Below are 25,705 nucleotides of genomic sequence, written 5' to 3' on the forward strand. Positions count from 1 at the left end.
TACCTCAAGGCCAAGCGGGCTTGCGATCCAAGGATGCCAGCTTACTGGCCTTCCCAGCGCTTGAGCACCAGGGAGGCATTGGTGCCGCCAAAGCCAAAGCTGTTGGACAGCACGGTCTTGAGCTCGGCATCGCGGGTCCGGGTGACCAGAGGCATATCGCCCAGCAGCGGGTCAGGCGTGTCCACGTTCACCGAGCCGGCGATAAAGCCCTTGTTCAGCATGATCAGGCAGTAAATCGCTTCCTGCACACCGGTCGCACCCAGCGAATGGCCGGTCAGCGACTTGGTGGACGAGAATGCCGGCACCTGGTCACCAAACAGCTCGCGCATGGCGCGCACTTCCTGCATATCGCCCACAGGGGTCGATGTGCCATGGGTGTTGATGTAGTCAATCGGCGCATCCACGGTTTCCATGGCCTGCTTCATGCAGGCTATGGCGCCGTCGCCCGAGGGAGCGACCATGTCCTCGCCGTCGCTGGTGGCACCAAAGCCCACCACTTCGGCCAGGATGTTGGCACCGCGTGCCAGCGCATGCTCGAGGCTTTCGAGCACCACGGCACCGCCGCCGCCGGCGATCACGAAGCCGTCGCGGTGGGCATCATAGGCACGCGAAGCCTTTTCGGGCGTCTCGTTGTACTTGCTGGACATGGCTCCCATGCCGTCGAACAGCAGCGACATGCCCCAGGACAGCTCTTCGCCGCCGCCGGCAAACATCACATCCTGCATGCCCCAGGCGATCTGCTGGGCTGCTGCACCGATGCAGTGGGCCGAGGTGGAGCATGCCGAGGTGATGGAGTAGTTGATGCCCTTGACCTTGAAGTTGGTGGCCAGGCAGGCCGACACCGTGGAGCTCATGCAGCGTGTGACCTGGTAAGGGCCGACGCGGCGGATACCTTTTTCACGCAGCGTATCGGCTGCCTCGATCTGATTGGCCGGCGAGCCGCCGCCCGAGCCCATGATGAGACCGGTGCGCGGGTTGCTCACCTGTTCGGGCGTGAGACCGGCTTGCTGGATCGCATCTTCGAGAGCGATCTGTGAATAAGCCGCAGCATCGCCCATGAAGCGCAGCTGCTTGCGGTCGATGCGCGCCTCGATATCGATCTCGGGAATGCCTGCCACCTGCGAGCGCATGCCCAGCTCCGTGAACTCGGGCATGGCCTTGATGCCGCTCTTGCCCTCGCGCAGCGAGGCCTCCACCGTTGCCAGATCATTGCCGATGCACGAGACAATGCCCGCGCCGGTGATCACTACCCGCTTCTTGCTCATGCTGCCGTTCCCTTGGCATCACCTTCACGCAGGAACAGACCCACGCGCAGGTCATTGGCCACGTAAATTTCCTTACCGTCGGCCAGCAGGCGTGCGTCGCCGATGGCCATGTTCAGCTTGCGCTTGATCACTCGCTTGATATCAATTTCATATGTCACGAGTTTGACATCGGGGCCTACTTCACCGGTGAACTTGACTTCACCAGCACCCAGGGCGCGACCACGACCAGGCAGGCGCAGCCAGGTCAGGTAAAAACCGATCAGCTGCCACATGGCGTCCAGACCCAGGCAGCCGGGCATGACGGGGTCGCCCTGAAAGTGGCAATCAAAGAACCACAGATCGGGCCTGACGTCCAGTTCCGCAACAATCTTGCCCAGACCGTGGGCACCGCCGTCCTCGGAGATATGTGTGATGCGATCGAACATCAGCATGGGAGGCAGGGGCAGACGTCCGCTATCGGCACCAAACAGCTTGCCTTCGCCGGACGCGATCAGTTGTTCGTAGGAAAAAGATTCAGCCATTCTCTCAATTGCTCCGCGGCAGCCTGTGCAAGCTACCTGTTACTCTATATTTGGGTGACGGGATCCGCGCCCGCTGCGCGCGCCCACTGCGGGCGGTACAACCGGGGATTATCAAGGCTCGCAGCCCTACCCGGGACACAATACCCGTTTTCAGGCCCAAGACTCTGCCACAAATGCCACAGCCGCTGATGTCAGCGTGGCTTATTCCGTGCGCGCCACTACGCCTTCCTCGACCTTTTCGATGACCGCCAGGCCAGCGCGCAAAGCGCCAGGCACAGCAGAGTCAAAGGCAGCAGGCCCAGGGCATGTACCCAGCGTGCATAAGGCGTCAGGCCGTCGCGCCCCTGAACCCGGCCCTGCAATACCGCGCGCTCGAACGGTGCCAGTGCTTTCACCACTTGCCCCCTGTGATCGATCACCACCGTGGCCCCGGTGTTCGTTGCGCGCAACATGGGGCGCTCGAACTCCAGCGCACGCATGCGGCTGATGGACAGATGCTGATCAATGGCCACGGAGTCCCCGAACCAGCCGATATTGCTCAGATTGACCAGCACCGTGGGTGCCGTCACCGCATTGCCGAAATGGGCCGCAAGCTCTTCACCGAACAAATCCTCGTAGCAGATATTGGGCGACAGGCGCTCGCCTGCCCAGCTCATGGAAGGCTGGCCCAGTGCGCCGCGATTGAAGTCGCCCAGCGGAATATTCATGAGCTCGGTGAACCAACGGAACATGGGAGGGATGAACTCGCCAAACGGCACCAGATGGTGCTTGTCGTACTGATACGGCTGGGTCTGCCCGGGCAGCCAGCCTTCGACCGTGTTGGTAAAGCCCTGATCCCAATTGCCCAGCGGCAGTCCCACCAAGGCCGCGCGACTGGAGTCCTTGGCGACAAAAGGTGCACGCACAAAATCCAGATAGCCCTCGGGAAGCTGCTGAGGCAACAGCGGAATGGCGGTCTCGGGCGCCACCACCAACTGAGCACTGGCGTCATGCAGCTGCTGGGCATACCAGCGCAGTGCGACCACCACGCCCGAGCCCAGCTCGAACTTCTCATCCTGGGGAATATTGCCCTGCAGCAGCTCCACGCTCATGCCGGGCTGCTGGCCGGGCGCAGCAACGGCGCTGTCGCGCGACCACCACAGCCCGCCCCATACCAGACCCAGGACCAATGCGGATGCCAGGGCCGGCACAGACTTCAGCACCACGGCCCTGGTCTGCGCGCGCCAGACCAGCAGCGCCAGCCAGACTGCAGCCCAGGCAGCCACAAAGCCCGTGCCATAGACGCCAATCCAGCGCGGCAGCACGGACAGCGGGCCTTCCACATGGGCATAGCCGGCGGCACCCCAGGGGAAACCGGTCCAGAGCCAGCCGCGCGCGAGTTCGGCCAGCGTCCACAGTGCAGCAAAAACCAGGGTCGATAGCGCGGCCGGGACCTGCGTCAGACGCTTGAAACACCATGCAGCCACGGCGTAATAGCCACCCAGAAAGCCCGCCAGCGCCAGCACGGCAGCTACGGCCAGTGGCGCAGCCAATCCGCCATAGGTGTGCATGGAGATGAACAGCCACCAGAAGGTAGCCACCAGCCATGCCGTGCCAAACAACCAGGCCCGGCCTGCCGCCTGGGCCGCGGAGCGGGCAGCCAGCAGCGCATGAACCAGCACCGCCAGCGACAGAATCTGCAGCCACCACAGCGGACGACCATAGCCTCCGACCAGGCTCAACCAGCCGTCGCCCTGACCGCGAGCCCAGGGCCAGGCCAGCGAAAGAGCCTGCAGGCCGCCTGCAAGGACTAGCAACAGCGCGCTCATCCAGCCATGAGGCCTGACAGCAGCAGTCTGAACGGTGGGGGCAGAGGTGGTCATAGGAATCGGCTGGCAAGAGCAAAACACCCAACCGGGTGGTTGGGTGAATTCAAGCATACGAGGTATGGCCAGGACTTGTGCAAACCAAGAGGTACAACCGGTATTTCCACCGGCATCACACCAGGCCTGACCCGGAATTGCGCCAATCGCGATCAGTTGCGAACAAGGCTGTCCGGCGAAGGATCGCGCACCACCTTGAACCAGCGCACCGCGCCGCCCTTGGTGTGGAGCACAGTGAACTCCAGCCCGCCCAGGTGAACCTGCTCGCCGCGCTTGGGCATATGTCCGATTTCGTGCGCGATGAGGCCCCCGATGGTGTCGAACTCGGCATCGGGGTCGCTGGCATGCAGCGCGGTTTCGAACTCCTCGCTCACATGCTCGATGCTGGCATCGCCCGCCACGCGGTAGCTGTTGTCGGCCAGGGCAAAGATATCGCCCTCGTCCTCGGGAATGTCGAACTCGTCCTCGATCTCGCCGACGATTTCTTCCAGCACGTCCTCAATCGTCACCAAGCCGGCCACACGGCCGAACTCGTCGATGACCACCGCCAGATGGTTGCGATTGGCGCGGAACTCGCGCAGCAGGTCGTTCAGGCCCTTGCTCTCGGGCACGAAGACGGCGGGCCGCACCAGAGCACGAATGTTCAGGGTGGGAGAACGCTGCAACTTGAGCAAATCCTTGGCCATGAGAATGCCAATGATGTTCTCGCGCTCGCCCTGGTAGACCGGAAAGCGCGAATGCGCCGTGGTGAGAACCTGGTGCAGGATTTCTTCATACGGAGCGTCGATATTGATGAGATCCATGCGTGGCGCGGCCACCATGACTTCTCCGGCGCTCATGTCGGCCATGCGGATCACACGTTCCAGCATGACGCGGGACTCGGTGCCGATGACCTGGTTGTCTTCGGCTTCGGCCAGGGTTTCGATCAGTTCATCGGGAGATTCCGGTGCCGGATGAATGAACTCAGCCACCTTTTGCAGGAAGCTTCGCTTGTCTTCCTTCTCGGGAAGTCGCGCAGGATGGGGGTCAGACACTGTCTTGGAGTGCAGGACGTGCGGTAGTCAAACAAGTCCCCAAGAATAACGGATTGTGTCGACAGACGACGTGCTAGCTCACAAAAGCCATGACTAGCTGTCACCGAGGGCGCTCGGTCAAAGCTATTTTGATAGCTGCTTGCACTTGTCTTTGTTGGGCTGCAGCGTTGCCAGCTTCACAAGCCTACTTACTCGCCTGATTTGTGGCGGCCTTCCTGCACACCCTTGCGCACTTCCTGCACACCAGCCAGAAAAGTCCAGAAATTGACGGCCTGCTTCTTGAGCTGATAGTCCATCTCGCCCAGATGCTCGGTCACGAGGTCGCTGACATGGGTCTCGAAGTCGGCAGGCGGCAGCTCCAGATAGGCTTCGGATTCCGAGCCTTCTCGCTTGACGGTGGCGCCTGCGTTGCGCGCAATCTTGAGCATGGCCGTGTTCTCGGACAGCGCATGGATGAACATCATGCTCACGTTCTTGCTGCGCGCATGCAGCACTGCACGCGCGAACAGACGTGCACCCAGCCCCTTGCCGCGTGCACTCTTGAGCACGGAGACGCCGAACTCCGCGCATTTCTCATGCTCGGGGTGGCCGGCAAAGGCCAGATGCGCCATGGAGATCAATTCCAGGCGGCGGTTGAAGATGCCGAAGATATCATCGCGCTCGAAATCGAGCTGCTCGACATAGCGACGCACCTGTTCGTCGTTGGCCGCATAGCCAAAGCGCAGATAGCGATCCCGCGCATCCAGCTTGAGCAGATGCTTGATGATGCGGTCGCGATGGCGCGGACTCAGCGAACGGATGGGGACCAAGGACGGCGAGCGACGCTCGGCGCCATGGGACTTGCCCATGTCTCGCAGCCAGCCGGAGCCAGCCTGCCAGGGCGATGTCAACCAGTCTTTGGGGAGGTTCATAGCCTGAAATATAGGTAAAAACCCGAATCTTCACAAGCACCATATTGCATTGCAACAATCTTGTAAGGATTTTGCGTTAATTCAACACCTTAGCGTCTATTTCCGGCTAGGCCATGGTCCGTATGAAGGACCTCTGCGAAGGCTTAGAGCGGCACGGCCGTCGTGACCTTGACCCGGTCCATGACAAAGCTGGTTTTGCAGTCCTGCACGCTGGGGTGTTTGAGCAGCGTGTCCATGATGAAACGACTGTAATGCTGCATGTCCGCCACCACCACCCGCAGCAGATAGTCCATCTCGCCAGTGAGGGAGACACACTCCACCACCTCGGGCCAGGTCTGTACGCTGGCGCGGAACACGTCCATGGGATTGCGCTTGCTGGTTTCGGTGTATTTTTCCAGACGCACATTGATATAGGCCGTCAGACCCAGGCCCACGGTCTCGGGCTGCACCAGTGCCACATAGCGGTCGATGACACCGTTTTCCTCCAGCCGCTTGACTCGGCGCAGCACGGCGCTGGGCGACAGGCCGACCTGCTCCCCGATGACGTCATAGGTTTCTCGGCCATTGGCCTGCAATCGGCGCAAAATCGCCTTATCCAGTTTGTCGATGGTGTGCATGGGACTCATGGCGGCAGATTATAAAAACAGCGCAGTTTTTATTAATGGTTAACCCTTGATAACCATTAAAATTGCATGAAATCGAATTCATGCGCAATTTTCATGCATCGGCAGGTTTGCTGCCAAGGCATTTTTGCATGAAGCTTGCCAGTTGCCTGTCCTACAGTGAATCCATCGTCGACACCTGTTCTTCATGTGTTGTGCCCCTTCCCGATGGAGACCTCTGCCATGAACGCCCCACTGACCCAAAGCAACGCCAGCCCATTCCAGACCTGGGACAACCCCATGGGAACGGACGGCTTCGAGTTCGTCGAATATGCCGCCCCCGATCCCGTGGCCATGGGTCAGCTGTTCGAGCGCATGGGCTTTCAGGCCATTGCCAAGCACCGCCGCAAGAACGTGACCCTGTATCGCCAGGGCGAGATCAACTTCATCATCAATGCCGAGCCCGACAGCTTTGCCCAGCGCTTCGCACGCCTGCACGGCCCCAGCGTCTGTGCCATCGCCGTGCGCGTCAATGATGCCAAGTACGCCTATGAGCGCGCCACCTCGCTGGGTGCCTGGGGCTACGCCCAGCAGGCCGCCCCCGGAGAACTGAGCATTCCCGCCATCAAGGGCATTGGCGACTCCCTGATCTATTTCATCGACAAATGGCGCGGCAAGAATGGCGCCAAGGACGGGGACCTGGGCAATATCAGCTTCTTCGACGTGGATTTCGAGCCCCTGCCCGGTGCCGATCTGCACCCCGAGGGCCTGGGCCTGACCTATATCGACCACCTGACCAACAACGTCTACCGCGGCCGCATGGCCGAGCTGGCCGAGTTCTACGAGCGCATCTTCAACTTCCGCGAGATCCGCTACTTCGACATCGAAGGCCAGGCCACAGGCGTCAAGAGCAAGGCCATGACCAGCCCCTGCGGCAAGATCCGCATTCCCATCAACGAGGAAGGCAACGACAAGGCCGGCCAGATCCAGGAATACCTGGACATGTACCACGGCGAAGGCATACAGCACATCGCGCTGGGCTCGACCAATCTCTACGACACCGTGGACGGTCTACAGATGAATGGCATCAAGCTGCTGAACACCAGCGAGACCTATTACGAGCTGCTGCCCAAGCGCATCCCGGACCTGCAGGAACCCATTGCCGAGCTGCTGGCGCGCAATATCCTGGTGGACGGCCAGCCCGGCGAACTGCTGCTGCAGATCTTCAGCGAAAACCAACTGGGCCCCATCTTCTTCGAATTCATCCAGCGAAAGGGCAATAGCGGCTTTGGCGAAGGCAATTTCAAGGCCCTGTTCGAGACCATGGAGCTCGATCAGATGCGCCGCGGCGTGCTCAAGACCTGAGCCACGGCGGAGTCGACCATGCGCCCTCCCGGCCTGCATCTGCTCCGTCCGGCTGCTGGCGGCATGGCCGGCGCGGACACCGGCGCTACGCCTTCCATCAAAAAGATACCAATGGTTACCACTCCGTCAAACGGACCATGTGGCGACCGATTTCCGTCCCTATACTTTCCGTCATGCTGCACTGCCGCATTCACGTCTGACGTGGGCCGTCGCAGCCAGCTTCAACGCCCGGAAGGATCAAGTGCCGCGACCACATCAGCCCCCCGCTACAGCCCCAGAGGACTGCAGAACACCGGGGATGGATGCGCCTGCCGGTACCTCGCACCTTTCCCGCCGTCAGGCCTTGTCGCTGGCGGTGGCATCAGCGACCACTCTGATCGCCAACAGCGCACATGCGGCCAGGGATGCGAGCGCCCTGCCGTCGAATTCCAGCCGCAGCCGCAACGAACTCTCCCTGGTCGTACCCTATACAGCGGGCGGCCCGCTGGACCGTGCGGCGCGCAAGCTGACGCAGGAAACCACGGCCCTGGGCAACATCAATGTGCTCAATGTACCGGGCGAGGGGGGCGCCACGGGCGCGGCCATGGTGGCCAGAGCGGGAGCGCGCGAACCCATGCTGCTGATGGGCGCTGTGGCCACACATGCCATCCTGCCCTGGCTCAACCCCCAGCTGCCCTACGATCCGCTGCGCGACTTTCAGCCGCTGACACTGGTGGCACGCATGCCCCACGTGCTGGTCATGCGCAGCGAGCTGGCCATGCAGTGGCGCATCTATACGCCCGAAGATCTGCTGCGCTTCATGTCCAAGCACCGGCAAGCACTGCGCTATGCGTCGGCGGGCAATGGCAGCATCGGCCATATCGCGGGCCAGTGGTTCCAGTCGCTGACCCAGGTGCCGCTGCAGCATCTGCCGTTCGGCGGGGCCAGACCGGCTCTGTCGGCTCTGCTCGAAGGCACGGCCGATCTGATGTTCGACAATATTGCCTCGGCCCTGCCGCATCTGCGGGCCGGCAGACTCAAGGCCATTGGCGTGACCTGGCGCTCGCCACTGCCGGCTCTGCCGGAGGTCCCCAGCCTGGACGACAGCATCAAGGGCATGAATCTGACCACCTGGTTCGGCCTCTTTGCCACCGCAGGAATTACGGACAGCCAGGCCAGACGCTGGTCGGACGCTTTTGCGCAGACGCTGCAAAGAACCGAGGTACAGCAGTACTTCGATGCCATGGGCGTGGTGCGCGACGACCTGCGCCGGCAGGACTTTGCCCGCTTGGTGCAGGCCGAGCACGCCCGCTACGGACAGCTCGTCAAACGCGCCCAGATACAGATGCACTGAGCCAGCTTCCGGCTCACCACTCCTTTTTCCTGCTGCGCCCGGGCCACGAGCTGCGGCCGCAGCCTTCGCGACCCCTCATCTCAGGGAGTGCCTCATGAACAACATCCAGAGCAGCACCGCCAAGACCGGCAGCACCGGTGCAACGCCCGTCGTCTATGGCCAGTCCGATCGACCGCCACGCGGCGACTACACACGGGCCCATGCCGACTACACCTGCACGCAGGACTATGCCGCCTATACCGAGGCCGAGCATGACACCTACCACCGGCTCTACGAGCGTCAATCCGCGCTGCTGCCGGGCCGCGCCAGCCAGCATTTCATCGATGCCCTGCCCTCGCTGGGCGCCAAGGAGCGCATTCCGCGCTTCGAGGAGGTCAACGAGCGACTGTTCAAGGCCACGGGATGGGAGATCGTGGGCGTTCCAGGCCTGATTCCCGAGGTACCGTTCTTTTCGCTGCTGGCACAGCGCAAATTCCCGGTCACCGACTGGATACGCAAGCCCGAGGAGTTCGAATACATCGTCGAACCCGACATCTTTCACGACCTCTTCGGCCATGTGCCGCTGCTGTTCAACCCCGTCATGGCCGATTTCATCCAGGCCTACGGTCAGGGCGGCCTCAAGGCCGCCGAGCTCGGCGTCTGCGAGATGCTGTCGCGTCTGTACTGGTACACGGTGGAGTTCGGTCTGATCCGCGAGAACGGCGGCGTGCGCGCCTATGGCGCCGGCATTCTCAGCTCCGTGGGCGAGCTGGAGTACAGCGTCAACAGCCCGCAGCCGCATCGTCTGCCGCTGCAGCTCGAGCGCACCATGCGCACGCTCTACAAGATCGACACCTATCAGCAGACCTATTTCGTGATCGACGACATGCCCCATCTGCTGAACCTGGCCGATACCGACTTTGCGCCGCTGTACGAGCAACTGCGCCAGCTGCCCACCATTGGCGCCAAGGAACTGCTGCCCGGCGAACAGCTGATTTAGTCAGCGGATGTATACCGGCACGGGACCTGGCAAGCGCGAGTCCATGCGCCGAATTTTCTGCCGAAAATTCGGCGCCATCCCTTTTCAGCAAAGCGCATGCAGCTCCATTTCTAATAGCAATCGATGCCGAATATCCGGGCTGCAAGCCCTGTTTGGCCCGGCTGCGCCCTGAAACCCTGCCTGCTGCATTGCACCTATAGTGAGCGCCAGAGGCAAACTGCCGCCCACTCACTTCTTCACAATGCATTACCGCTGCAACCAACTGCTGCGCTGGCTTCTAGCGCTCCAACTTTGCATAGGTCTGGCCGTCGCGGCCGAGCTGCCTGCCAACGGCGATATCCAGACCACCTCCATCGCCCAGATTCAACAGGCATCGACCACGCTGGACAAGGTACGCCAGTCGCTGGACGATGCCGACACCTCCGAAACGCTGCAGGCCCTGTCCGAAAAAGCCCTGCAGTCCAAACGCGATGCCGACAACGCCGTCACGGCGCTGGAGCCGCTGCTCAAACAGATCGATGCCCGCATTGCCCAGCTGGGGCCGGTGGCCGAAGGCAGCGAGGAATCGCCGGAGCTGAGTCTGCAACGCAAGGATCTGGCCCAACAGCACAGCGAGCTGGACTCCGCGCTCAAGCGCGGCAAGCTGCTGTCCATGGAGGCCAAGCAGACCACGGACAGCATCGAGAAAATCCGCACCCAGCAGTTCAACGCGCAGATCGCCCGCAAGGTGGCGTCCCCGCTGTCGCCTTCGCTGTGGAAACAGTTTGCCGAGCATCTGCCGACCGATCTGCAACGCATTGCGGCCCTGACACGCCAGGGCCGTACCAGCTTTGACGCCGCCATTGCCGAACATGGCTGGTCGGCCACACTGACCGGCATTGCCCTGGCTCTGTTCGTGATGTTTCCGCTGCGCATCGGCCTGCGCTATGCGGGCCGCAAATTTGCGGCCTCCGACCACGCCCCCAACGGACGGCTGCGCCGCACGGGTCTGGCCGTCTGGATGCTGCTGGTGGGCACGGCACTGCCCGGCCTGGCCAGCCTGGTGTTCATCGAGAGCCTGCGCTCCATAGACGCGATTGCGCCGCGCCTGCAAACCGTGGCCGACGCCTGGATTCAATCCTCATTTGTCGCGGCCTTTTTCCTCTCCGTCAGCGCCAGCCTGCTGGTGCCCAAGCGCCCCACCTGGCGACTGCTCAATATCGACGACATCGCCGCCCCGGCGCTTACACGCTTTGCCTGGGGAGCCGCCGGCCTGACCTGGTTCTCCATGATGCTCAACGCGGTGGACATAGCCGCGCGCACCAGCGCCGTCAGCAGCGTGGCCCTGGATGGACTGATTGCACTGATCTATGCCGTGCTCATCATGTCGGTGCTGATGGTCATCAACAAGCAACGCAAGCGCCAGCAGCAGGCCGAACGCGAAAAAGCCGCCCACCATGGCGACGACTACCGCCCTGCGGCAACCAGCCGCTGGCTGATGCTGGCCTGGCTGGGCGGACATCTGACGGTGCTGGCCGCGCTGATCGCGGCGCTGATCGGCTATCTGAACTTTTCGGTCTTCGCGGCCACACAGATGGTCTGGATCACGGTGGTGGTTCTGGCCACCTCGCTGCTGATGAAGTTTGCCGACGACCTCTTTACCTGGCTGTGCTCAAGCGATAGCCGTATCGGCCAGGGCTTCGCTGCCGGCACGGGGCTCAAGCAATCGCGCCTGGAGCAGGTCGGCGTTCTGCTGTCGGCCTTCACGCGTGTCTGCCTGCTTCTGCTGGGGCTGATGGCGCTGATCGCGCCATTCGGCAACTCCAGCAGCCTGATCGTGCTGGCCGATTCGCTGACCAACGGCCTGCCCGTGGGCGACTCCTTCCTGCGCCCCATGACCATCCTGCGCGGCCTGCTGGTGCTGGTGGCGGGGCTGACGCTGTTTGGCGCCTTGCAGCACTGGCTGGTGGAGACCTTTCTGCCCAAGACCGAGCTGGACATAGGCGCACGCAACTCCATCAGCACCGTGGCCCGCTACACGGGCATTCTGCTGTCCGGCCTGTGGACGCTGGCAGCCCTGGGCATTGGCTTTGAAAAAGTGGCCCTGCTGGCCAGCGCCCTGTCCGTCGGCATCGGCTTTGGTCTGCAGGCCATCACGCAGAACTTTGTCTCGGGCCTGATTCTGCTGGCCGAGCGCCCCGTGAAGCTGGGCGACCGCGTGCGCATCGGCGATCAGATCGGCGATATCCGCCGCATCAGCGTGCGTGCCACCGAGATCCAGACCGATGACAAATCCACCGTCATCGTGCCCAACTCGGAGTTCATCACCAAGTCCGTGCAGAACCTGACCATGGACGGTGCGCTGGGCCGCATCTCGATCGCGTTCTCGGTACCGCTGAACACCGATATCGTCAAGCTGCGCGAGGTGCTGCTGGGCCTGTATGCCGAGCATGAGGCCGTGCTGAGCACCCCCGCTCCGTCCATGTATGTGGACTCAATCAACGGCAGCGTGGTCAACATCACCAGCTTCGGCCATGTCTCCAGCTCGCGCAATGTCTACAGCACGCGCAGCGACCTGCTGTTCGGCCTGCTGCAGCGCTGCGCCGAGCAGAAGATCGCCCTGGTCTCCGCCACCGACATCCACCTGATTCAGGACCCGCAGGCCCGTGCCCCGGCACCGGCTGCAGAGGCGCCTGCCTCGGCAGCCTGATACCGCGCCTGCGGTCGCCCCTGCAGTTGCGCCTGCAACTGCAGGCAGTGCTGCCAGACCCGCGGGTCAAACAGCAGCTGCATATGCGCTGCATCGTCGACCTGATGACACTGCGCATTCGGCAGGACCGCCAGATCGGGAGGAAAGACGATGTTGTCGCTGCTGCTGCACCAGCAGCTGAATGACACATCCTGGGGCGGCTGCCCCAGCCGCTGCAACCAATCGCTGCCCTCGCGCATGTCCACGGCCGGCAGGCGCTGCGCAAACCGCGCCAGCCAGGCGCCGCCATGCGGCGTGGCCACCGTGACCACATGGGCTGCATAACGCGCACGCTGATCGGGATCGAGGCGCTTGAGCCAGGCACGCACCACCAGGCCGCCCATGCTGTGCGCGACCAGAAGCGGCGCGCGATGCGTGCGCTGGACGATCTCCTTCACGCACCTGTCGAGATCGTCCACCATGGCATCGACAGGACTGCCATGCGCGGGCTCCAGCGTCATGGCCATGCAGGGAATTCCGCGTGCCTTGAGCCCGCGCAGCCAGACGGCCCACACCCCACGGTTGCAGAAATAGCCGTGCACCAGCACCACGCCCACCCGCCCTTGCTCCTGCCTGCCCTCGCGATCCTCGGGCGCTCCATCGGGTTCGGCATGTTCGCCAAAGGGAATCTGCCAGCCAAACAAGCGCCAGGCCCAGCGCCACTCCGACAGCCAGGCCCGCAGCGCGACCATGGCAGGCGGCAGCGGCACGCCCCGGCTGCGCAGCACCGCCCGCATCATCAGCATCTGCGTGCCCAGTTGCAGCCCGGCTCCGCCCGCAACCAGCATCGCGCCCAGCAAGGCCACGGCAGCTGAGCGCGGCCCCCAATAACTGCACCAGAGCAGCAGTGCCAGCCAGCTGCCCATCACCACACAGCGCCAGAACCAGGTATTCACAGCGGCACCTCCTCATGCGCAGCGTAGCAAGCATGCCGATCAACGCCTAGGACAAGCCCCCGTAGACCCTGGCAGACCGCATCCGCAGAATCAGCCGCAGCGCAGGTTTTGCATGCTGGCCCCTTTGTTCAACCCGCCGCCCGCGTCCCAGGACGACGAGCGGCTTCTGCAAGGTAACTCTTCTATGGACGCTGCCGCTCCCTGGTTCAAGAACTATCCACCCAATGTGCCTCACGACGTGCAGCCCGAGCAGTACCGCTCGCTGGTGCACCTGCTCGAAGAAGCCTTCGCCCAGCATGCAGAGCGTCCGTTTTCGGTCTGCATGGACCGCTGGATGAGCTACGCCGAGCTGGACAGGTTCTCCGCACAGATGGGGGCCTGGCTGCAGAGCCTGGGCCTGGAGCCAGGGGCGCGCGTGGCCATCATGCTGCCCAACGTGCCGCAATTCGCCGTCAGCATGGCCGGCGTGCTGCGTGCGGGCTTTACCTGCGTCAACGTCAACCCGCTCTACACCGCGCGCGAGCTCGAGCATCAGCTCAAGGACTCGGGCGCCACGGCCATCATCATTCTGGAGAATTTTGCCCGCACCCTGGCCCAGGTGCTGGAGCGCAGCCATATCCGCCATATCTGCCTGACCAGCATGGGCGATCTGCTCGGCGGTCTGTATGGCAGCTGGATCACTTTTGCCGTGCGCCATCTGGCCAAGATGGTGCCGGCCTTCGATCTGCCCCTTGGCGCGGCTCATGGCAGCACCGGCCCGCAGCGCCAGGTCACCCTGTTCAACAAGGCCCTGGCCGAGGGCGCCGGGCGCAAGCTCGTTGCCAGCACGGCCACGCTGGACTCGGTGGCCTTTTTGCAATACACCGGCGGCACCACGGGGCTGTCCAAGGGCGCGGTGCTGACCCATCGCAACATCGTTGCCGCCACGCTGCAGGCTCATACCTGGTTCACCCCTGCGCTGGAAGGCCGGGTCAAGGCCAACGAAACCCATATCGTCGCGGCCTTGCCGCTCTATCACATCTTCGCGCTCACCGTGAGCCTGTTCGCCATGCGACTGGGAGGCAGCCTGAGCCTGATCCCCAATCCACGCGATATCCCGAAATTCGTCAAGGTGCTCAAGAAGCGCCCCTTCCATGTGCTGCCGGCCGTGAACACCTTGTTCAACGCGCTGCTCCACAACCCCGAGTTCCGCCAGCTCGATTTCTCCCAGCTGTTCATCTCCCAGGCCGGCGGCATGGCCGCCTCCGAAGGCACGGCACGTCAGTGGCAGCAGACCACGGGCTGCGCCATGATCGAAGGCTGGGGCATGAGCGAGACCTGCGCCATCGGCACGAACAATCCGGTGACCAACAAGGAGTTCACCGGCACCATCGGCCTGCCGCTGCCCAGCATCTCGGTCGCCATCAAGGACGATGAAGGCCGCAACCTGCCCAACGGCCAGGCCGGCGAGCTGTGCATCAAGGGCCCCAACGTCATGCAGGGCTACTACAACCAGCCGGCAGAAACCGCCAAGGCCTTCACGGCCGACGGCTATATGCGCACCGGCGATATCGGCGTTCTGGACGACGAGGGCTACACCCGCATCATCGACCGCAAAAAGGACATGATGGTGGTCAGCGGCTTCAACGTCTATCCGAACGAGCTGGAAAACGTCATCTCCATGTGCCCCGGAGCGCTCGAATGCGCCGCCGTGGGCGTCAAGGACGATCAGCAGGGCGAATCCATCAAGGTCTATGTGGTGCGCAGCGACCCCTCGCTGACCGAAGACCGTGTCATGCGCTACTGCCAGGAGCAGCTGACGGGCTACAAGCGACCACGCCATATCGAATTCCGCGACGAACTGCCCAAGACCAATGTGGGCAAGATCCTGCGGCGCGAACTGCGCTCGAACTGACTTTTTCAGAAAATTTACGAGTTTTCCCGAAGGCCACCAAAGTTGCTGCTAGAATTGCGGTCTTCGGGTGATTAGCTCAGCGGTAGAGCACTGCCTTCACACGGCAGGGGTCACATGTTCGATCCATGTATCACCCACCAGTTATTGCGTGATTAGCTCAGCGGTAGAGCACTGCCTTCACACGGCAGGGGTCACATGTTCGATCCATGTATCACGCACCAGACAAAGCCTCTTGAGACATCGTCCCAAGAGGCTTTTTCTCTGGCCGCTCCCATTGCGCGACCCTTGCATAATGGATCTTCCGCAGCAGGCACCGCCTGACAACAAGAAGACCACTATGAAAGAGACACCCTCCCTGGCCTGGAGCGACGCGATGCTGATGGGTCACGGCGCCATGGACGAGATTCACGAGGAATTCGTGCAGCTGGCAGGCCGGCTCGAATGCGCCGGCGACGAGCAGTTGCCCGGCCTGCTGCAAGCCATGGAAAGCCATCTACAGCAACACTTTGCCGAAGAAGACCAGTGGATGCTGAGCACCGGCTTCCCGCCTCGCGACTGCCATATCGACGAACATGCGGCCGTGCTCAAGTCCGTGGCAGAAGTCCGCATCAAGCTCGCCGCAGGCAATGTCGCGCTCTGCCGCGATCTGACCCGGGCCCTGGTGGACTGGTTCCCGGGCCATGCCACGCATCTTGATTCGGCCCTTGCGCACTGGCTGTCCAAGCAGCGCTTTGGCGGCAAGCCCGTGGTGATTCGCCGCAACATCCTGTCTTCGGCCGAGTCACACTGAGCAGCACTGAGCTGCTCGCCCGCGCGACAGCTGCGCGATGAGCGGTCTGCTAGGCTTGTGCAAAACACCAAGCACCGTACAGGAGACCAGTCCGATGAATGCATCCCCGGCAATGCATGTCCCACTGCCGCCCGGCATGGCCGTGCTGGAGCGCGGCTGGCTGTCGGCCAACAACATCGTCTTTGCCGCGCAGGCCGGTGATGCCGAAGGTGCCGCCGTCATCGACACCGGCTATGTCGCGCATAGCGCGCAAACCCTGGCGCTGATCGAAAGCACGCTGGCCGGTCAGCCGCTGGCGCGCATTCTCAACACCCATCTGCACAGCGACCATTGCGGCGGCAATGCCGCGCTGCAGCAAGCTTATCCACAGGTGCAGACCTTTATCGCACCGGGCCAGGCCGAGCAGGTGCGCAACTGGGACGAAACCGCCCTCAGCTATGCCCCCACGGGCCAGGAATGCCCGCGCTTTGCCATCACGGGCCTGCTGCAGCCCGGCAGCACGGTGCGCCTTTCGGGGCGCGACTGGCAGATCCATGCAGCCCCCGGCCATGATCCACATTCGGTGATTCTGTTCGAGCCCGACAGCCGCATCCTGATCTCTGCCGATGCGCTGTGGGAGAACGGCTTTGGCGTGGTGTTCCCCGAAATCGAAGGCATTGCCGCCTTTGACGAGGTCGCCGCGACCCTGGACGTGATCGAGCGCCTGGAGCCCCGCCTTGTCGTGCCCGGACACGGTGGCCTGTTTGGCGATGTGCAGGCGGCTCTGGGTATTGCCCGCAAGCGGCTGGCCGGCTTTGTCCAGGCGCCGGAACGCCATGCCAGCTATGCCGCCAAGGTGCTGCTCAAATACAAGCTGCTGGAGTGGCAAAGCATCAGGGTACAGGAGCTGCAGAGCTGGGTTCATGCCACGCCCTATTTCGGCACTCTGCACCAGAGCTACTTTGGCGCGCAAACGGCACAGCAATGGCTGGACAGCCTGATCGAGAGCCTGGTGGCCAGCGGCGCAGCCGAGCTGCGGCGCGATGCGGCCGGTGTGCCCATCCTGCTCAATCAGTGAGGAACGCTCAGTGCTGCACGGTGGCGGCAACCAGCCGCATGACCAGCGGACGCACCAGCACCACGCAAGCAAAGGCCGAAGGCATGGCCAGCGCATAGGCCTTGAGCACTCGCCATCCATAGCCTGCCCCCAGGCCGCCGCTGGCAGCCACGATGATGCAGCACATGAAGAACGCCATGATCAGCGCCATGTAGAAGGCAAACACCAGGGGTGTGTAGCGCTTGTGCAGCTTGCGGCGCGGTATTGCAGTCAGTCGTGAAGGCGGACTTGCCTCTTCAGTCATTCGCGCTCAGTTCCTCGTGGTGGGCGGCCTCGCCCTGCTTCCAGTAGGAAGCAATCCGCATGCGCTTGGGATTGGCACCGGGCTTGGCCAGAATGCGCTTGCGCAGATCGGCCATGGCACGATTCTCTCCTGCCGCCCAGACAAAGCCCTCGCCTTCTGGCAGCTCCAGCGCATCGACGGCAGCGGCCAGGGACTCCACCCATTGCAGATCCAGCTGCGCAGCACTGCTCCAGCGGCGCTGGTCGGCCGGGTTGCCGATCTGCACCCGCACGATGGCGCGGCTGCCGACCGGCAGTTCCGCCAGGCGGCGCTCCATCGCGGGCATGGCGCTTTCATCGCCCAGCAGCACATGCCAGTCCAGGTCGGCGGGCACGACCAGGCTGCCGCGCGGGCCGGCCAGGCCCAGCCACTGGCCGATGGGGGCTGTGCGCGCCCATTCCACGGCGGGGCCCGAGCCATGCTCGGCGAACTCCAGCTGCAGTGTGTTGCGGGCGGCGTCGTAGTTCAGCGGCGTGTAGTCGCGCATGGTGGGGCGCTCTCCGTCGATATGCGGGCGACCGTCGACCATCTGCGGCAGATTGGGCCTGTCCATCCCGGCCTGAGGCAGGATGAGCTTGGTATGGTCGTCAAAGCCCGCGCTGACAAAGCCTGCCAGTTCGGGGCCGCCCACGGTCAGGCGGATAAAGCCGGGGCTGAGCTGCTCGCGCGCCAGCAACTGCACATGGCGGGAGCGGAATTCGTGGCGTACACGCTGCATGATGGACACTGTCTCGGTGTTGGACATGATTTTCATTAAGTTGATAAAGTCCACGAAATATCCATTAATAAGTTGACTAAGTCAACAAACAACCTTTCCCACCATGAGTTCATCCATCGCCGCCGATGTGTTCGAGGTGCTGCACGATCTGCTGCACCTGTTTCGCGCACGCCTGCTCCAGTCGCTTGAAGCGGTGCAACCGGGGCTGACTTTCAACGAATTCCGCATCCTCATGCACACCGGTCGCCACCCCGGCATCACGCAAAAGGAACTGGTCGAGCACAGCCACACCGACAAGGCCCAGATGGCGCGCACCCTGGCCCAGTTGCAGGACAAGGGCTGGCTGGAGCGCTCGGCCAGCGAAGCCGACAAGCGCGTGCGCTGCCTGCAACTCAGCGCCCGGGGACAGCAGCTGTTCGATCAGCTCAGACACCGGCGCGAGCAGATAGCCACCGAGCTGCTCAGCGCCACACCCGCAGCCCAGCAGGCCTTGCTGCATGAACTGCTGCGGCAGGCACTGGACGGCGCCCAGGCTACGCGACCGTAAGCACTCTCTAAAAAAGAAGCAGCCAGCGCATGCTGCTCAATGACTTCAATGGCCTAGCAACCTGAAGTGCAGATGGGAAAGGCGGCAGCTGCTCTCATATCCAAAGTGAAGCGAGTGCCCGCCTATCCCGAACATGTTGCTGTGCAACAACGCCAGAGATGATTCTCTGTAAATTTTCGCAAAGTTTTATTAAGAATCATTATCATCTGATGCATTCGTACCCGAGTACGCTTTAGCTAGCCAGGACTTCGCCCGGACGCCACCCTCGTCTGCGGTCGCATCACAAGTGCAGACAGCCCGTACCAGCCAGCCAACTGTCTTCACTACCAGTCCTTTCAACATGGCTCAATCCAACATCTATATCCAAAGCCGCAAGCATTCTGCGGGTCGCATGCCCTCCTGCGCCGGTCTGGTCGCCTGCGCCACCGTGCTGGCCGGTGCCACGCTGGCACTGTCGGCGCAGGCCCAGTCCGCCGAAACCACGCTCAAGGAGGTCAAGGTGGAAGGCAAGGCCGACACCGGCTACACGCCCGGCCAGCTGTCTTCGCCCAAGTTCACCCAGCCGCTGGTCAACACCACGCAGACCGTCAACGTCATCAAGGTGCAGCTGCTGCAGGAGCAGGGCGCGACCACGCTGACAGAGGCGCTGCGCAATGTGCCCGGCGCCGGCACCTTCTACGCAGGCGAGAACGGCAACACCAGCACGGGCGACGCCGTCTATATGCGTGGCTTCGACAGCTCCAGCAGCATCTATGTGGACGGCGTGCGCGACATCGGCTCGATCTCGCGCGACATGTTCAACATCGATCAGGTCGAAGTCACCAAGGGCCCGGCCGGCACCGACTACGGCCGCAGCGCCCCCACCGGCGCTATCAACCTGGTGAGCAAGCAGGCCAATCTGAACAACAGCTTCGGCGGCTCGCTGGGCCTGGGTTCGGCAAGCTACAAGCGCGCCAGCATCGACCTGAATCGCGTCGTCAATGCCGAGACCGGCACGGCCGTGCGCCTGAACGCCATGGCGCAGGACGCCAATGTGGCGGGCCGCAACGGCATCGAGAACAACCGCTGGGGCATTGCGCCCTCGATTGCCTTCGGCCTGAACTCGCCCACCCGCGTGTTCGTGAACCTGCTGCACATCAAGCAGAGCAATGTGCCCGACGGCGGCGTCGCCACCATCGGCCTGCCCGGCTACACCTCGCCCGACGCTGCAGGCTATGCAGGCCGCCGCGCCTTTCTGGATTCGGCAGCACGCGTCAATAGCAAGAACTTCTACGGCACGGCCTCCGATCACGACGATGTGACGGCCACCATGGCCACGCTGAAGGTGGAGCATGACTTCACATCCACCACCAAGCTGCGCAACACCACGCGCTGGGGCGAGACCAAGCAGGACTATCTGCTCTCGGCCATCATGGGCCAGGGATATTCTACGAATGGCGTGCTTGGCAGCAATGGGCTGCAGACTCCCAACCCCGCCGATCCATCCACATGGTCGATGGCGCGCCTCATCAACACCAAGGATCAGGTCAACCGCATCCTGACCAACCAGACCAATCTGAGCACCAGCCTTGCCACCGGCAGCGTGCAGCATGATCTGAGCCTGGGCCTGGAGCTGACGCGCGAGGAACAGACCAATTACGGCTTGGTGACCTCTGGCTCAGTGCCTACCCGGGTCAGCGTATACAACCCTGACTCCAGCGTCACTTTGCCTGCCTATGTACGCAACGGTGCCGACAGCAAGGGCAAGACCGACACCGTGGCGCTGTATGCCTTCGACACGCTGAAGTTCAACGACCAGTGGCAGGCCAATCTGGGCCTGCGTCTGGACCGCTACAAGACCTCGTACAACGCCATGGCGGTCTGCACGGCCACCTCGACCACCCAGCCCTGCGGCAGCAACCCCGTGGGCACCGTGGTGCCCACCACGTCGGACGGTCTGAGCAAATCCGGCACCCTGCTGAGCTGGAAGGCCGGCCTGCTCTACAAGCCCGCCCCCAATGGCAGCGTCTATCTGAACTACGCGCTCTCGCAGCAGCCACCCGGCGGCAGCAACTTTGCGCTGTCGGCCGCGCTGAACAATGCCGCCAACCCGAATATGGACCCGCAAAAGGCCAAGACGCTGGAGCTGGGCAGCAAATGGGAGCTGGCGGAAAAGAATCTGATGCTCAGCGGCGCGCTGTTCCGTACCGAGGTGACCAATGAGATCGTCACCAACTCCGACGGCACCGTGGGCCAGACTGGCAAGAAAATCGTGCAGGGCCTGGAACTGGGCGTGATCGGCCAGATCAACAAGGCCTGGGGCGTGAGCGCGGGCTACACCGTGCAGAACACCAAGGTCGACACCGGCGCCCTGGTGGCAGCCGACGCCAGCAACGGCCTGACCTATACGCCCAAGAATGCCTTCAGCCTGTGGAGCACCTACCAGTTGCCCTTCGGCCTGACGGTCGGCGGCGGCGCGCGCTATGCCGGCGGCCTCAAGCGCGGCACCGACGGCGCCGTGGGCACGCCCAACCACACCGACGCCTACTGGGTGTTCGATGCCATGGCCAGCTACCGCGTGAACAAGAATCTGGACATCCAGCTCAATGTCTTCAATCTGTTCGACAAGGACTATGTGGCAGCCATCAACAAGAGCGGCTACCGCTACTTCCCCGGCATTGCACGCTCGGCCCGTCTGACGGCAAACTTCAAGTTCTGATTGGAAGTTCTCACCCTGAGGCGCTGGCGCGCCTTCCCTCTCTCTGGCGCTGAGCGCCGGAGGGGGACGACAGCCTGGCCGCGCGGCGGCGCTTGCTCGCTGTCTCTTGCCTGGATCGCGCCGTCTTCAGCGACAGCGATCCACTTTCCGACTTGCAGCCTCGCCCAAGCGGGGCTTCTCCATTTCAAAGAATTCTCACCATGATGCTGCATATCCCCCAGGTCCTGAGCCGCGAGCAGGTCGCCAGCATGCGTGCCGCCATCGATGCCGCCGACTGGGTCGACGGCCGCGCCACCGTGGGCAGCCAGGGCGCCCAGGTCAAGCGCAACCGGCAACTGCCCGAGCACTCGCCCGTGGCCCGGGAGCAGGGCCGCATCATCTTGCAGGCGCTGGCAGCCAGCCCGCTGTTCTTCAGCGCCGCCCTGCCCGCGCGCACCATGCCGCCGCTGTTCAACCGCTACAGCGACAGCGAGACCTACGGCCTGCATGTGGACGGCGCGGCACGCCGCGTCGCGGGCTCCGAGCAGTGGCTGCGCACCGATGTGTCCTGCACCCTGTTTCTCTGCGAGCCCGAGGACTACGAGGGCGGCGAGCTGGTCGTGGTCGACACCTACGGCACGCACGAGGTCAAGCTGCCTGCGGGCGACCTCATCCTCTACCCCTCCACCAGCCTGCACCGGGTCGAGCCTGTGACACGCGGTGAGCGGGTCTGCTCCTTCTTCTGGGCCCAGAGCATGGTGCGCGACGATGCGCGCCGGGCCCTGCTGTTCGAGATGGACCAGGCCATCACCAGCCTGCGTGGGAAATTCGGCGAAACCGAGGAGAGCGTCAGCCTGACCGGCCACTATCACAACCTGCTGCGCATGTGGGCCGAGACCTGAGAACAGGTTCTGAAACCGGCTGAACAGCTCAGGGCCTGTGCTTTTCGGCACAGCCGACCAGGTGGTTGTGCATGCTGGTCATGCACTGGTACATATCGCGCGAGCGGCCCGTGGCGGCCTTGCAGTCGCTGACCGTGGCCTGGGAGCGCAACTTCACGAAGTTGCCCGCCGAGCTGTCGTACTGGGCCTGGGTGATATAGCCGCCCCTGAGGTTTTTCTGGCCGTTTTCCAGCATGGTCTCGATCTGGCTGCGGATATTGTCCACCGCCAGCGCGCAGTTCAGCGCCACCTCCTTGCCATCGACCTTTCTCAGGCCCTGGGCCAGACCGTCGGCCATTTCCTGCGCGCCCTTGGGCAGCTTCCTGGTGCCGTCGGGATTGCGTGCCTCGGCTCCTTCGCCAAAGCGCCCCGCGCCCGCGCCCGAGCTGCCGTTGGGCGAGACCTTGACCTGCGACGCATCCGCCTGCTGCGGCGGCAGTTGCGAGCCGTAATGCGTCTGCCCCTGCGCATCCACCCATTTGTAGACGGGCTGTGCCATCAGGGCACCGACCCAGACCAGTCCCAGCGTGGCGATGAGCACGCGGCCTCTTGCTGCTGACATTGCGACTTTCTCCCTCACTCGATATGGGTCTGCCATGCGCAGAACCCGCATTTGTAAAGAAGTGTATCCAAACATCAGAAATATGAAAACAGGAGCTACCAACGCTTTTTCATCATTGATTTCAGACCTAAAACAGCTTGAAACCGATGATTGATAAGCGCTGACAGCTCCTGATTCAGAAGCTCATACCGCTTGTGAAGCGCTCAGCCTCAGAACTTCATGTTCGCCGTGATCCAGAAGGTGCGGCCGGCCTGGGTCACGCCCGACACCGAGGAGCCGCCCTGGAAATAGCTGTTCACCCAGGTCGGCGTGCCGTTGACGCTGACCTGCTGGTACTTGCGGAAGTCCTTGTCGAACAGATTGAAGATGCTGGCGTTCAGGCTCAGGCTCTTGTTGACCTGATAGCTGCCGCCCAGATGGAACAGCGCATAGCCCTTGATATCGCCCACGGCATCGAACACGGCCTTGTTGGCATTGCTCAGATTGTCGTAGGAGCCGCTGAAGCGCGGGCTCTTGCTGCGGTACTCGCCGCGTGCCCACAGACGCCACTGGCTGCTCGGGGTCCAGTCCAGCTGGGCGCTGGCAATATGCTTGGCGGTGTTGGCCAGCTGACCGTTCTTGCGGCCTCCTTCGATCACCTCGCTGTTGGTCCAGGTGTAGCCGGCCTTGACGGCCCAGTCCTTGGCCAGCTGGGCGCGGCTGCTCAGCTCCAGACCCCAGGTCTTGGCCTTGTCCACATTGATGGCGTAATCGGCCGTGGGGTTGTAGGCGCAGCTGGAGATGGCTGCCGTGGCGCAGGAGCCGCCCGAGGCAATCTTGTCCTTGACATCGTTATGGAAGAAGGTGGCCGCGCTGGTCCAGCCCGCCTTGTTGTCGAACAGGGCCGACAGTTCCACATTGGTGCTGGTCTCGGGCTTGAGATTGGGGTTGCCGATATTGATGGTCGTGCCCTGGCCGCTGACGCCACTGACACCGTCGATCAGCTGGTTCAGGCGCGGCGCCTTGAAGCCCTGGCTCACGCCGCCCTTGAAGGTCCAGTTCGCTGTCGCATCCCAGACCAGATAGGCGCGCGGGCTGAACTGGCCGCCAAAGGCGTCATGGTGGTCATAGCGACCGCCCAGCGTGGCGGTCAGGCCCTGGCGCAGACGCCATTCGTCTTCCACGAACAGCGACCACATGGTCTGCTTGTGGCTTTGCGGCAGCAGGCCGTCCTTGAGCTTGGCATCCCAGAACTGGCCGCCCACGGTCAGCATATGGGCATCACCCACGGGCGCCACCAGCTTGCTGTCCAGCACCAGATTGGTGGTCTTGAGTTCGCGGTCTGCGCCACGGCGCGGGTCGTTGGTCGGCACTGCCGCGCCGGGAATGGTGCGACCGATGGTCTCGGTTTCGGTATGCATCAGGCTGCTTTCCAGCGTGCCGAAGCCCAGACGGCCGGTATGGCCGATGGTGACCTGATCGCGGTTGAAGCGCAGCGCATCCTTGTAACCGGGCGGATTGCGTGGCGCTTCCGCATCGCGATTGCCCAGACGGCCATCTTCGTTGTTGTACCAGGTGCGGCCCTGGTCCACATCCAGCCAGATATCGTGATAGCGGTTGGGCGTCAGCGTCAGCTTGGCACCCAGGCTGTGCTGACGGCTTTGCGCTGGCGCGGGGTTGCGTGCACCGGCGGGCTGGGCCGCGCCGGGTGCCAGCACCCAGTCGGAAGCGTCGCGGCTATAGGTGCTTCCGCGCACGGCCAGACCCAGCAGATCCTGCTTGATGGGACCGTTGACATAGAAGTTGCCGCGATACTGGTTGCCCCATTCGCTGTCCTGCGGCAGGCCCATGCCCACGCTGACCTCGCCGCCCCATTCCTTGCTGACCTTGCGCGTGATGATGTTGATCACGCCGCCCATGGCGTCCGAACCGTAGAGCGTGGACATGGGGCCGCGAATGACCTCGATGCGTTCGATGGCCGAGATCGGCGGCATGAAGCTGGTCAGTGCCGCGCCGAAGCCGTTGGGCGTGACGTCGCCGGCCACGTTCTGGCGGCGCCCGTCGATCAGGATCAGCGTGTAGTCGCTGGGCATGCCGCGGATGCTGATGTCGAGGCCGCCGGTCTTGCCGGTGCCACCCATCACATCAATGCCTTCCACGCCCTGCAGGGCTTCGGCCAGATCGCGGAAGTTCTTGGTCTCCAGCTCCTGGCGCGTCACGACGGAGATGGAGGCCGGGGCATTCTTCAGCTCCTGCTCGAAGCCGGAGGCCGAGACCACCACCTCCTCCATGGTGGACTCCCTGGCTTGCGCAAAAGCGGCAGTGCTGGCGCAGGTGGCGGCAGCGGCCAGGGCCAGTAAACGGGGTTGCCAGCCAATGCGGCAGGCGCGGCTGATAGCGGCGTTGGACATGATGACTCCTCGGCCTGCCCTGGGGGCAGGTCGTTCACAAACAGGGGTAGAAAGCGGTGGCCCGTGGGGCCTTCTTGGCAGCTGGCAGGCAGCTTGAGGGAGACAAAGCCGAGGTTGTATGTGACGTTATGGGCTCTGACGGTTGCAATTATGTATTTTTTGTAAACGCAAACCAGTCTCATTCGCCATCTGTTTGTAGGTTATTCACCTACATCAAACTTTGCGTGGTATTGCGCGCGCACCGGCAAGCCCGAGAAGATATGAGCAGTTTCGCGCGAGCCGGAACACCATGAAAAAAGCGCCCTGACCCT

The 25,705-nt window shown here is 62.9% G+C and carries 21 protein-coding genes and 2 tRNA genes; 12 read left to right on the forward strand and 11 right to left on the reverse strand.

Annotated features, from left to right (window positions below):
* Positions 1–41: 41 nt before the first annotated feature.
* The 6 genes from fabB to O987_RS24320 form a co-directional block, all read right to left on the reverse strand.
* On the reverse strand, positions 42–1,265 hold the full coding sequence (fabB, locus tag O987_RS24295) for a beta-ketoacyl-ACP synthase I (RefSeq protein WP_003050988.1): 1,224 nt from the start codon (positions 1,263–1,265) through the stop codon (positions 42–44).
* A complete protein-coding gene (gene fabA, locus O987_RS24300; protein WP_003050986.1) occupies positions 1,262–1,786 on the reverse strand; it encodes a 3-hydroxyacyl-[acyl-carrier-protein] dehydratase FabA in 525 nt (174 codons plus the stop codon). Before fabA ends, fabB begins: the two co-directional genes overlap by 4 nt.
* Positions 1,787–2,004: 218 nt before the next feature.
* Positions 2,005–3,594: an apolipoprotein N-acyltransferase gene (gene lnt, locus O987_RS24305; RefSeq protein WP_370458235.1), complete on the reverse strand. Its 1,590-nt coding sequence runs from the start codon at positions 3,592–3,594 to the stop codon at positions 2,005–2,007.
* A gap of 206 nt (positions 3,595–3,800) precedes the next feature.
* Positions 3,801–4,682, reverse strand: coding sequence for an HlyC/CorC family transporter (locus O987_RS24310; protein ID WP_003050982.1), 882 nt, complete (start codon positions 4,680–4,682; stop codon positions 3,801–3,803).
* A 188-nt stretch (positions 4,683–4,870) separates the two neighbouring features.
* Positions 4,871–5,593, reverse strand: coding sequence for a GNAT family N-acetyltransferase (locus O987_RS24315; protein WP_019044035.1), 723 nt, complete (start codon positions 5,591–5,593; stop codon positions 4,871–4,873).
* Between the two features lie 143 nt (positions 5,594–5,736).
* Positions 5,737–6,219, reverse strand: coding sequence for an Lrp/AsnC family transcriptional regulator (locus tag O987_RS24320; RefSeq protein WP_003050977.1), 483 nt, complete (start codon positions 6,217–6,219; stop codon positions 5,737–5,739).
* Between the two features lie 219 nt (positions 6,220–6,438).
* Between O987_RS24320 and hppD the strand changes: the two genes are divergently transcribed.
* The 4 genes from hppD (at position 6,439) to O987_RS24340 (ending at position 12,561) form a co-directional block, all read left to right on the forward strand.
* Positions 6,439–7,560, forward strand: coding sequence for a 4-hydroxyphenylpyruvate dioxygenase (hppD, locus tag O987_RS24325; protein ID WP_003050974.1), 1,122 nt, complete (start codon positions 6,439–6,441; stop codon positions 7,558–7,560).
* Positions 7,561–7,858: 298 nt separating this feature from the next.
* Positions 7,859–8,893: a Bug family tripartite tricarboxylate transporter substrate binding protein gene (locus O987_RS24330; protein WP_043375307.1), complete on the forward strand. Its 1,035-nt coding sequence runs from the start codon at positions 7,859–7,861 to the stop codon at positions 8,891–8,893.
* A 94-nt stretch (positions 8,894–8,987) separates the two neighbouring features.
* Positions 8,988–9,872: a phenylalanine 4-monooxygenase gene (gene phhA / locus O987_RS24335; RefSeq protein ID WP_003050970.1), complete on the forward strand. Its 885-nt coding sequence runs from the start codon at positions 8,988–8,990 to the stop codon at positions 9,870–9,872.
* Between the two features lie 241 nt (positions 9,873–10,113).
* Positions 10,114–12,561, forward strand: a complete 2,448-nt coding sequence (locus O987_RS24340) for a DUF3772 domain-containing protein (protein WP_043375310.1) — start codon at positions 10,114–10,116, stop codon at positions 12,559–12,561.
* On the opposite strand, the gene O987_RS24345 is transcribed toward O987_RS24340, so the two are convergent.
* Complete coding sequence (locus O987_RS24345; protein WP_080731602.1) at positions 12,501–13,496, reverse strand: esterase/lipase family protein; 996 nt, start codon at positions 13,494–13,496, stop codon at positions 12,501–12,503. The two genes, O987_RS24340 and O987_RS24345, sit on opposite strands and share 61 nt — an antisense overlap.
* Positions 13,497–13,680: 184 nt before the next feature.
* Between O987_RS24345 and O987_RS24350 the strand changes: the two genes are divergently transcribed.
* The 5 genes from O987_RS24350 to O987_RS24370 all read left to right on the forward strand — a co-directional run bounded on the left by O987_RS24350 (position 13,681) and on the right by O987_RS24370 (position 17,237).
* Entirely contained in the window at positions 13,681–15,390 is a 1,710-nt protein-coding gene (locus O987_RS24350; protein WP_043375312.1) for an AMP-binding protein, read from the forward strand.
* 65 nt (positions 15,391–15,455) lie between these two features.
* Positions 15,456–15,530, forward strand: a tRNA-Val gene (locus tag O987_RS24355).
* Positions 15,531–15,536: 6 nt separating this feature from the next.
* A tRNA-Val gene (locus tag O987_RS24360) sits at positions 15,537–15,611 on the forward strand.
* Positions 15,612–15,682: 71 nt separating this feature from the next.
* On the forward strand, positions 15,683–16,180 hold the full coding sequence (locus tag O987_RS24365; RefSeq protein WP_080731603.1) for a bacteriohemerythrin: 498 nt from the start codon (positions 15,683–15,685) through the stop codon (positions 16,178–16,180).
* 94 nt (positions 16,181–16,274) lie between these two features.
* Complete coding sequence (locus tag O987_RS24370; protein ID WP_043375314.1) at positions 16,275–17,237, forward strand: MBL fold metallo-hydrolase; 963 nt, start codon at positions 16,275–16,277, stop codon at positions 17,235–17,237.
* Between the two features lie 7 nt (positions 17,238–17,244).
* Here the strand turns inward: O987_RS24370 and O987_RS24375 are convergent, their stop codons facing one another.
* Both O987_RS24375 and O987_RS24380 read right to left on the reverse strand, forming a co-directional pair.
* Positions 17,245–17,520, reverse strand: a complete 276-nt coding sequence (locus tag O987_RS24375) for a DUF2798 domain-containing protein (RefSeq protein ID WP_003050957.1) — start codon at positions 17,518–17,520, stop codon at positions 17,245–17,247.
* Positions 17,513–18,313 carry a siderophore-interacting protein gene (locus O987_RS24380; protein ID WP_043375316.1) on the reverse strand — a complete coding sequence of 267 codons (801 nt, stop codon included), beginning with the start codon at positions 18,311–18,313 and terminating at the stop codon, positions 17,513–17,515. Before O987_RS24380 ends, O987_RS24375 begins: the two co-directional genes overlap by 8 nt.
* Before the next feature lie 67 nt (positions 18,314–18,380).
* On the opposite strand from O987_RS24380, the gene O987_RS24385 reads away from it, so the two are divergent.
* The 3 genes from O987_RS24385 (at position 18,381) to O987_RS24395 (ending at position 22,403) form a co-directional block, all read left to right on the forward strand.
* The gene (locus O987_RS24385; RefSeq protein ID WP_003050953.1) at positions 18,381–18,824 is read left to right on the forward strand and encodes a MarR family winged helix-turn-helix transcriptional regulator; all 444 of its coding nucleotides are present in this window, start codon (positions 18,381–18,383) and stop codon (positions 18,822–18,824) included.
* Positions 18,825–19,164: 340 nt separating this feature from the next.
* Positions 19,165–21,522 carry a catecholate siderophore receptor Fiu gene (locus O987_RS24390; RefSeq protein WP_043375320.1) on the forward strand — a complete coding sequence of 786 codons (2,358 nt, stop codon included), beginning with the start codon at positions 19,165–19,167 and terminating at the stop codon, positions 21,520–21,522.
* 200 nt (positions 21,523–21,722) lie between these two features.
* Positions 21,723–22,403, forward strand: coding sequence for a Fe2+-dependent dioxygenase (locus tag O987_RS24395; RefSeq protein ID WP_043375322.1), 681 nt, complete (start codon positions 21,723–21,725; stop codon positions 22,401–22,403).
* 28 nt (positions 22,404–22,431) lie between these two features.
* Here O987_RS24395 and O987_RS24400 read toward each other — a convergent pair whose 3' ends face one another.
* Both O987_RS24400 and O987_RS24405 read right to left on the reverse strand, forming a co-directional pair.
* Positions 22,432–23,004, reverse strand: coding sequence for a DUF4124 domain-containing protein (locus O987_RS24400; RefSeq protein WP_043375324.1), 573 nt, complete (start codon positions 23,002–23,004; stop codon positions 22,432–22,434).
* A 209-nt stretch (positions 23,005–23,213) separates the two neighbouring features.
* Complete coding sequence (locus tag O987_RS24405) at positions 23,214–25,394, reverse strand: TonB-dependent receptor domain-containing protein (protein WP_043375326.1); 2,181 nt, start codon at positions 25,392–25,394, stop codon at positions 23,214–23,216.
* Positions 25,395–25,705 lie beyond the last annotated feature (311 nt).

It is taken from the genome of Comamonas testosteroni TK102, from assembly GCF_000739375.1.
Lineage (GTDB): Bacteria > Pseudomonadota > Gammaproteobacteria > Burkholderiales > Burkholderiaceae_C > Comamonas > Comamonas brasiliensis.

Bases quoted from the DNA above. Each gene is read 5' to 3' on its own strand.
- O987_RS24400 (WP_043375324.1), bottom strand. From the start codon at position 23,004: ATGTCAGCAGCAAGAGGCCGCGTGCTCATCGCCACGCTGGGACTGGTC.
- O987_RS24315 (WP_019044035.1), bottom strand. From the start codon at position 5,593: ATGAACCTCCCCAAAGACTGGTTGACATCGCCCTGGCAGGCTGGCTCC.
- O987_RS24340 (WP_043375310.1), top strand. From the start codon at position 10,114: ATGCATTACCGCTGCAACCAACTGCTGCGCTGGCTTCTAGCGCTCCAA.
- O987_RS24365 (WP_080731603.1), top strand. From the start codon at position 15,683: ATGGATCTTCCGCAGCAGGCACCGCCTGACAACAAGAAGACCACTATG.
- fabB (WP_003050988.1), bottom strand. From the start codon at position 1,265: ATGAGCAAGAAGCGGGTAGTGATCACCGGCGCGGGCATTGTCTCGTGC.
- O987_RS24395 (WP_043375322.1), top strand. From the start codon at position 21,723: ATGATGCTGCATATCCCCCAGGTCCTGAGCCGCGAGCAGGTCGCCAGC.
- O987_RS24350 (WP_043375312.1), top strand. From the start codon at position 13,681: ATGGACGCTGCCGCTCCCTGGTTCAAGAACTATCCACCCAATGTGCCT.
- phhA (WP_003050970.1), top strand. From the start codon at position 8,988: ATGAACAACATCCAGAGCAGCACCGCCAAGACCGGCAGCACCGGTGCA.
- O987_RS24405 (WP_043375326.1), bottom strand. From the start codon at position 25,394: ATGTCCAACGCCGCTATCAGCCGCGCCTGCCGCATTGGCTGGCAACCC.
- O987_RS24320 (WP_003050977.1), bottom strand. From the start codon at position 6,219: ATGAGTCCCATGCACACCATCGACAAACTGGATAAGGCGATTTTGCGC.
- O987_RS24390 (WP_043375320.1), top strand. From the start codon at position 19,165: ATGGCTCAATCCAACATCTATATCCAAAGCCGCAAGCATTCTGCGGGT.
- lnt (WP_370458235.1), bottom strand. From the start codon at position 3,594: ATGAGCGCGCTGTTGCTAGTCCTTGCAGGCGGCCTGCAGGCTCTTTCG.
- O987_RS24380 (WP_043375316.1), bottom strand. From the start codon at position 18,313: ATGAAAATCATGTCCAACACCGAGACAGTGTCCATCATGCAGCGTGTA.
- O987_RS24385 (WP_003050953.1), top strand. From the start codon at position 18,381: ATGAGTTCATCCATCGCCGCCGATGTGTTCGAGGTGCTGCACGATCTG.
- O987_RS24375 (WP_003050957.1), bottom strand. From the start codon at position 17,520: ATGACTGAAGAGGCAAGTCCGCCTTCACGACTGACTGCAATACCGCGC.
- O987_RS24330 (WP_043375307.1), top strand. From the start codon at position 7,859: ATGGATGCGCCTGCCGGTACCTCGCACCTTTCCCGCCGTCAGGCCTTG.
- hppD (WP_003050974.1), top strand. From the start codon at position 6,439: ATGAACGCCCCACTGACCCAAAGCAACGCCAGCCCATTCCAGACCTGG.
- O987_RS24370 (WP_043375314.1), top strand. From the start codon at position 16,275: ATGAATGCATCCCCGGCAATGCATGTCCCACTGCCGCCCGGCATGGCC.
- fabA (WP_003050986.1), bottom strand. From the start codon at position 1,786: ATGGCTGAATCTTTTTCCTACGAACAACTGATCGCGTCCGGCGAAGGC.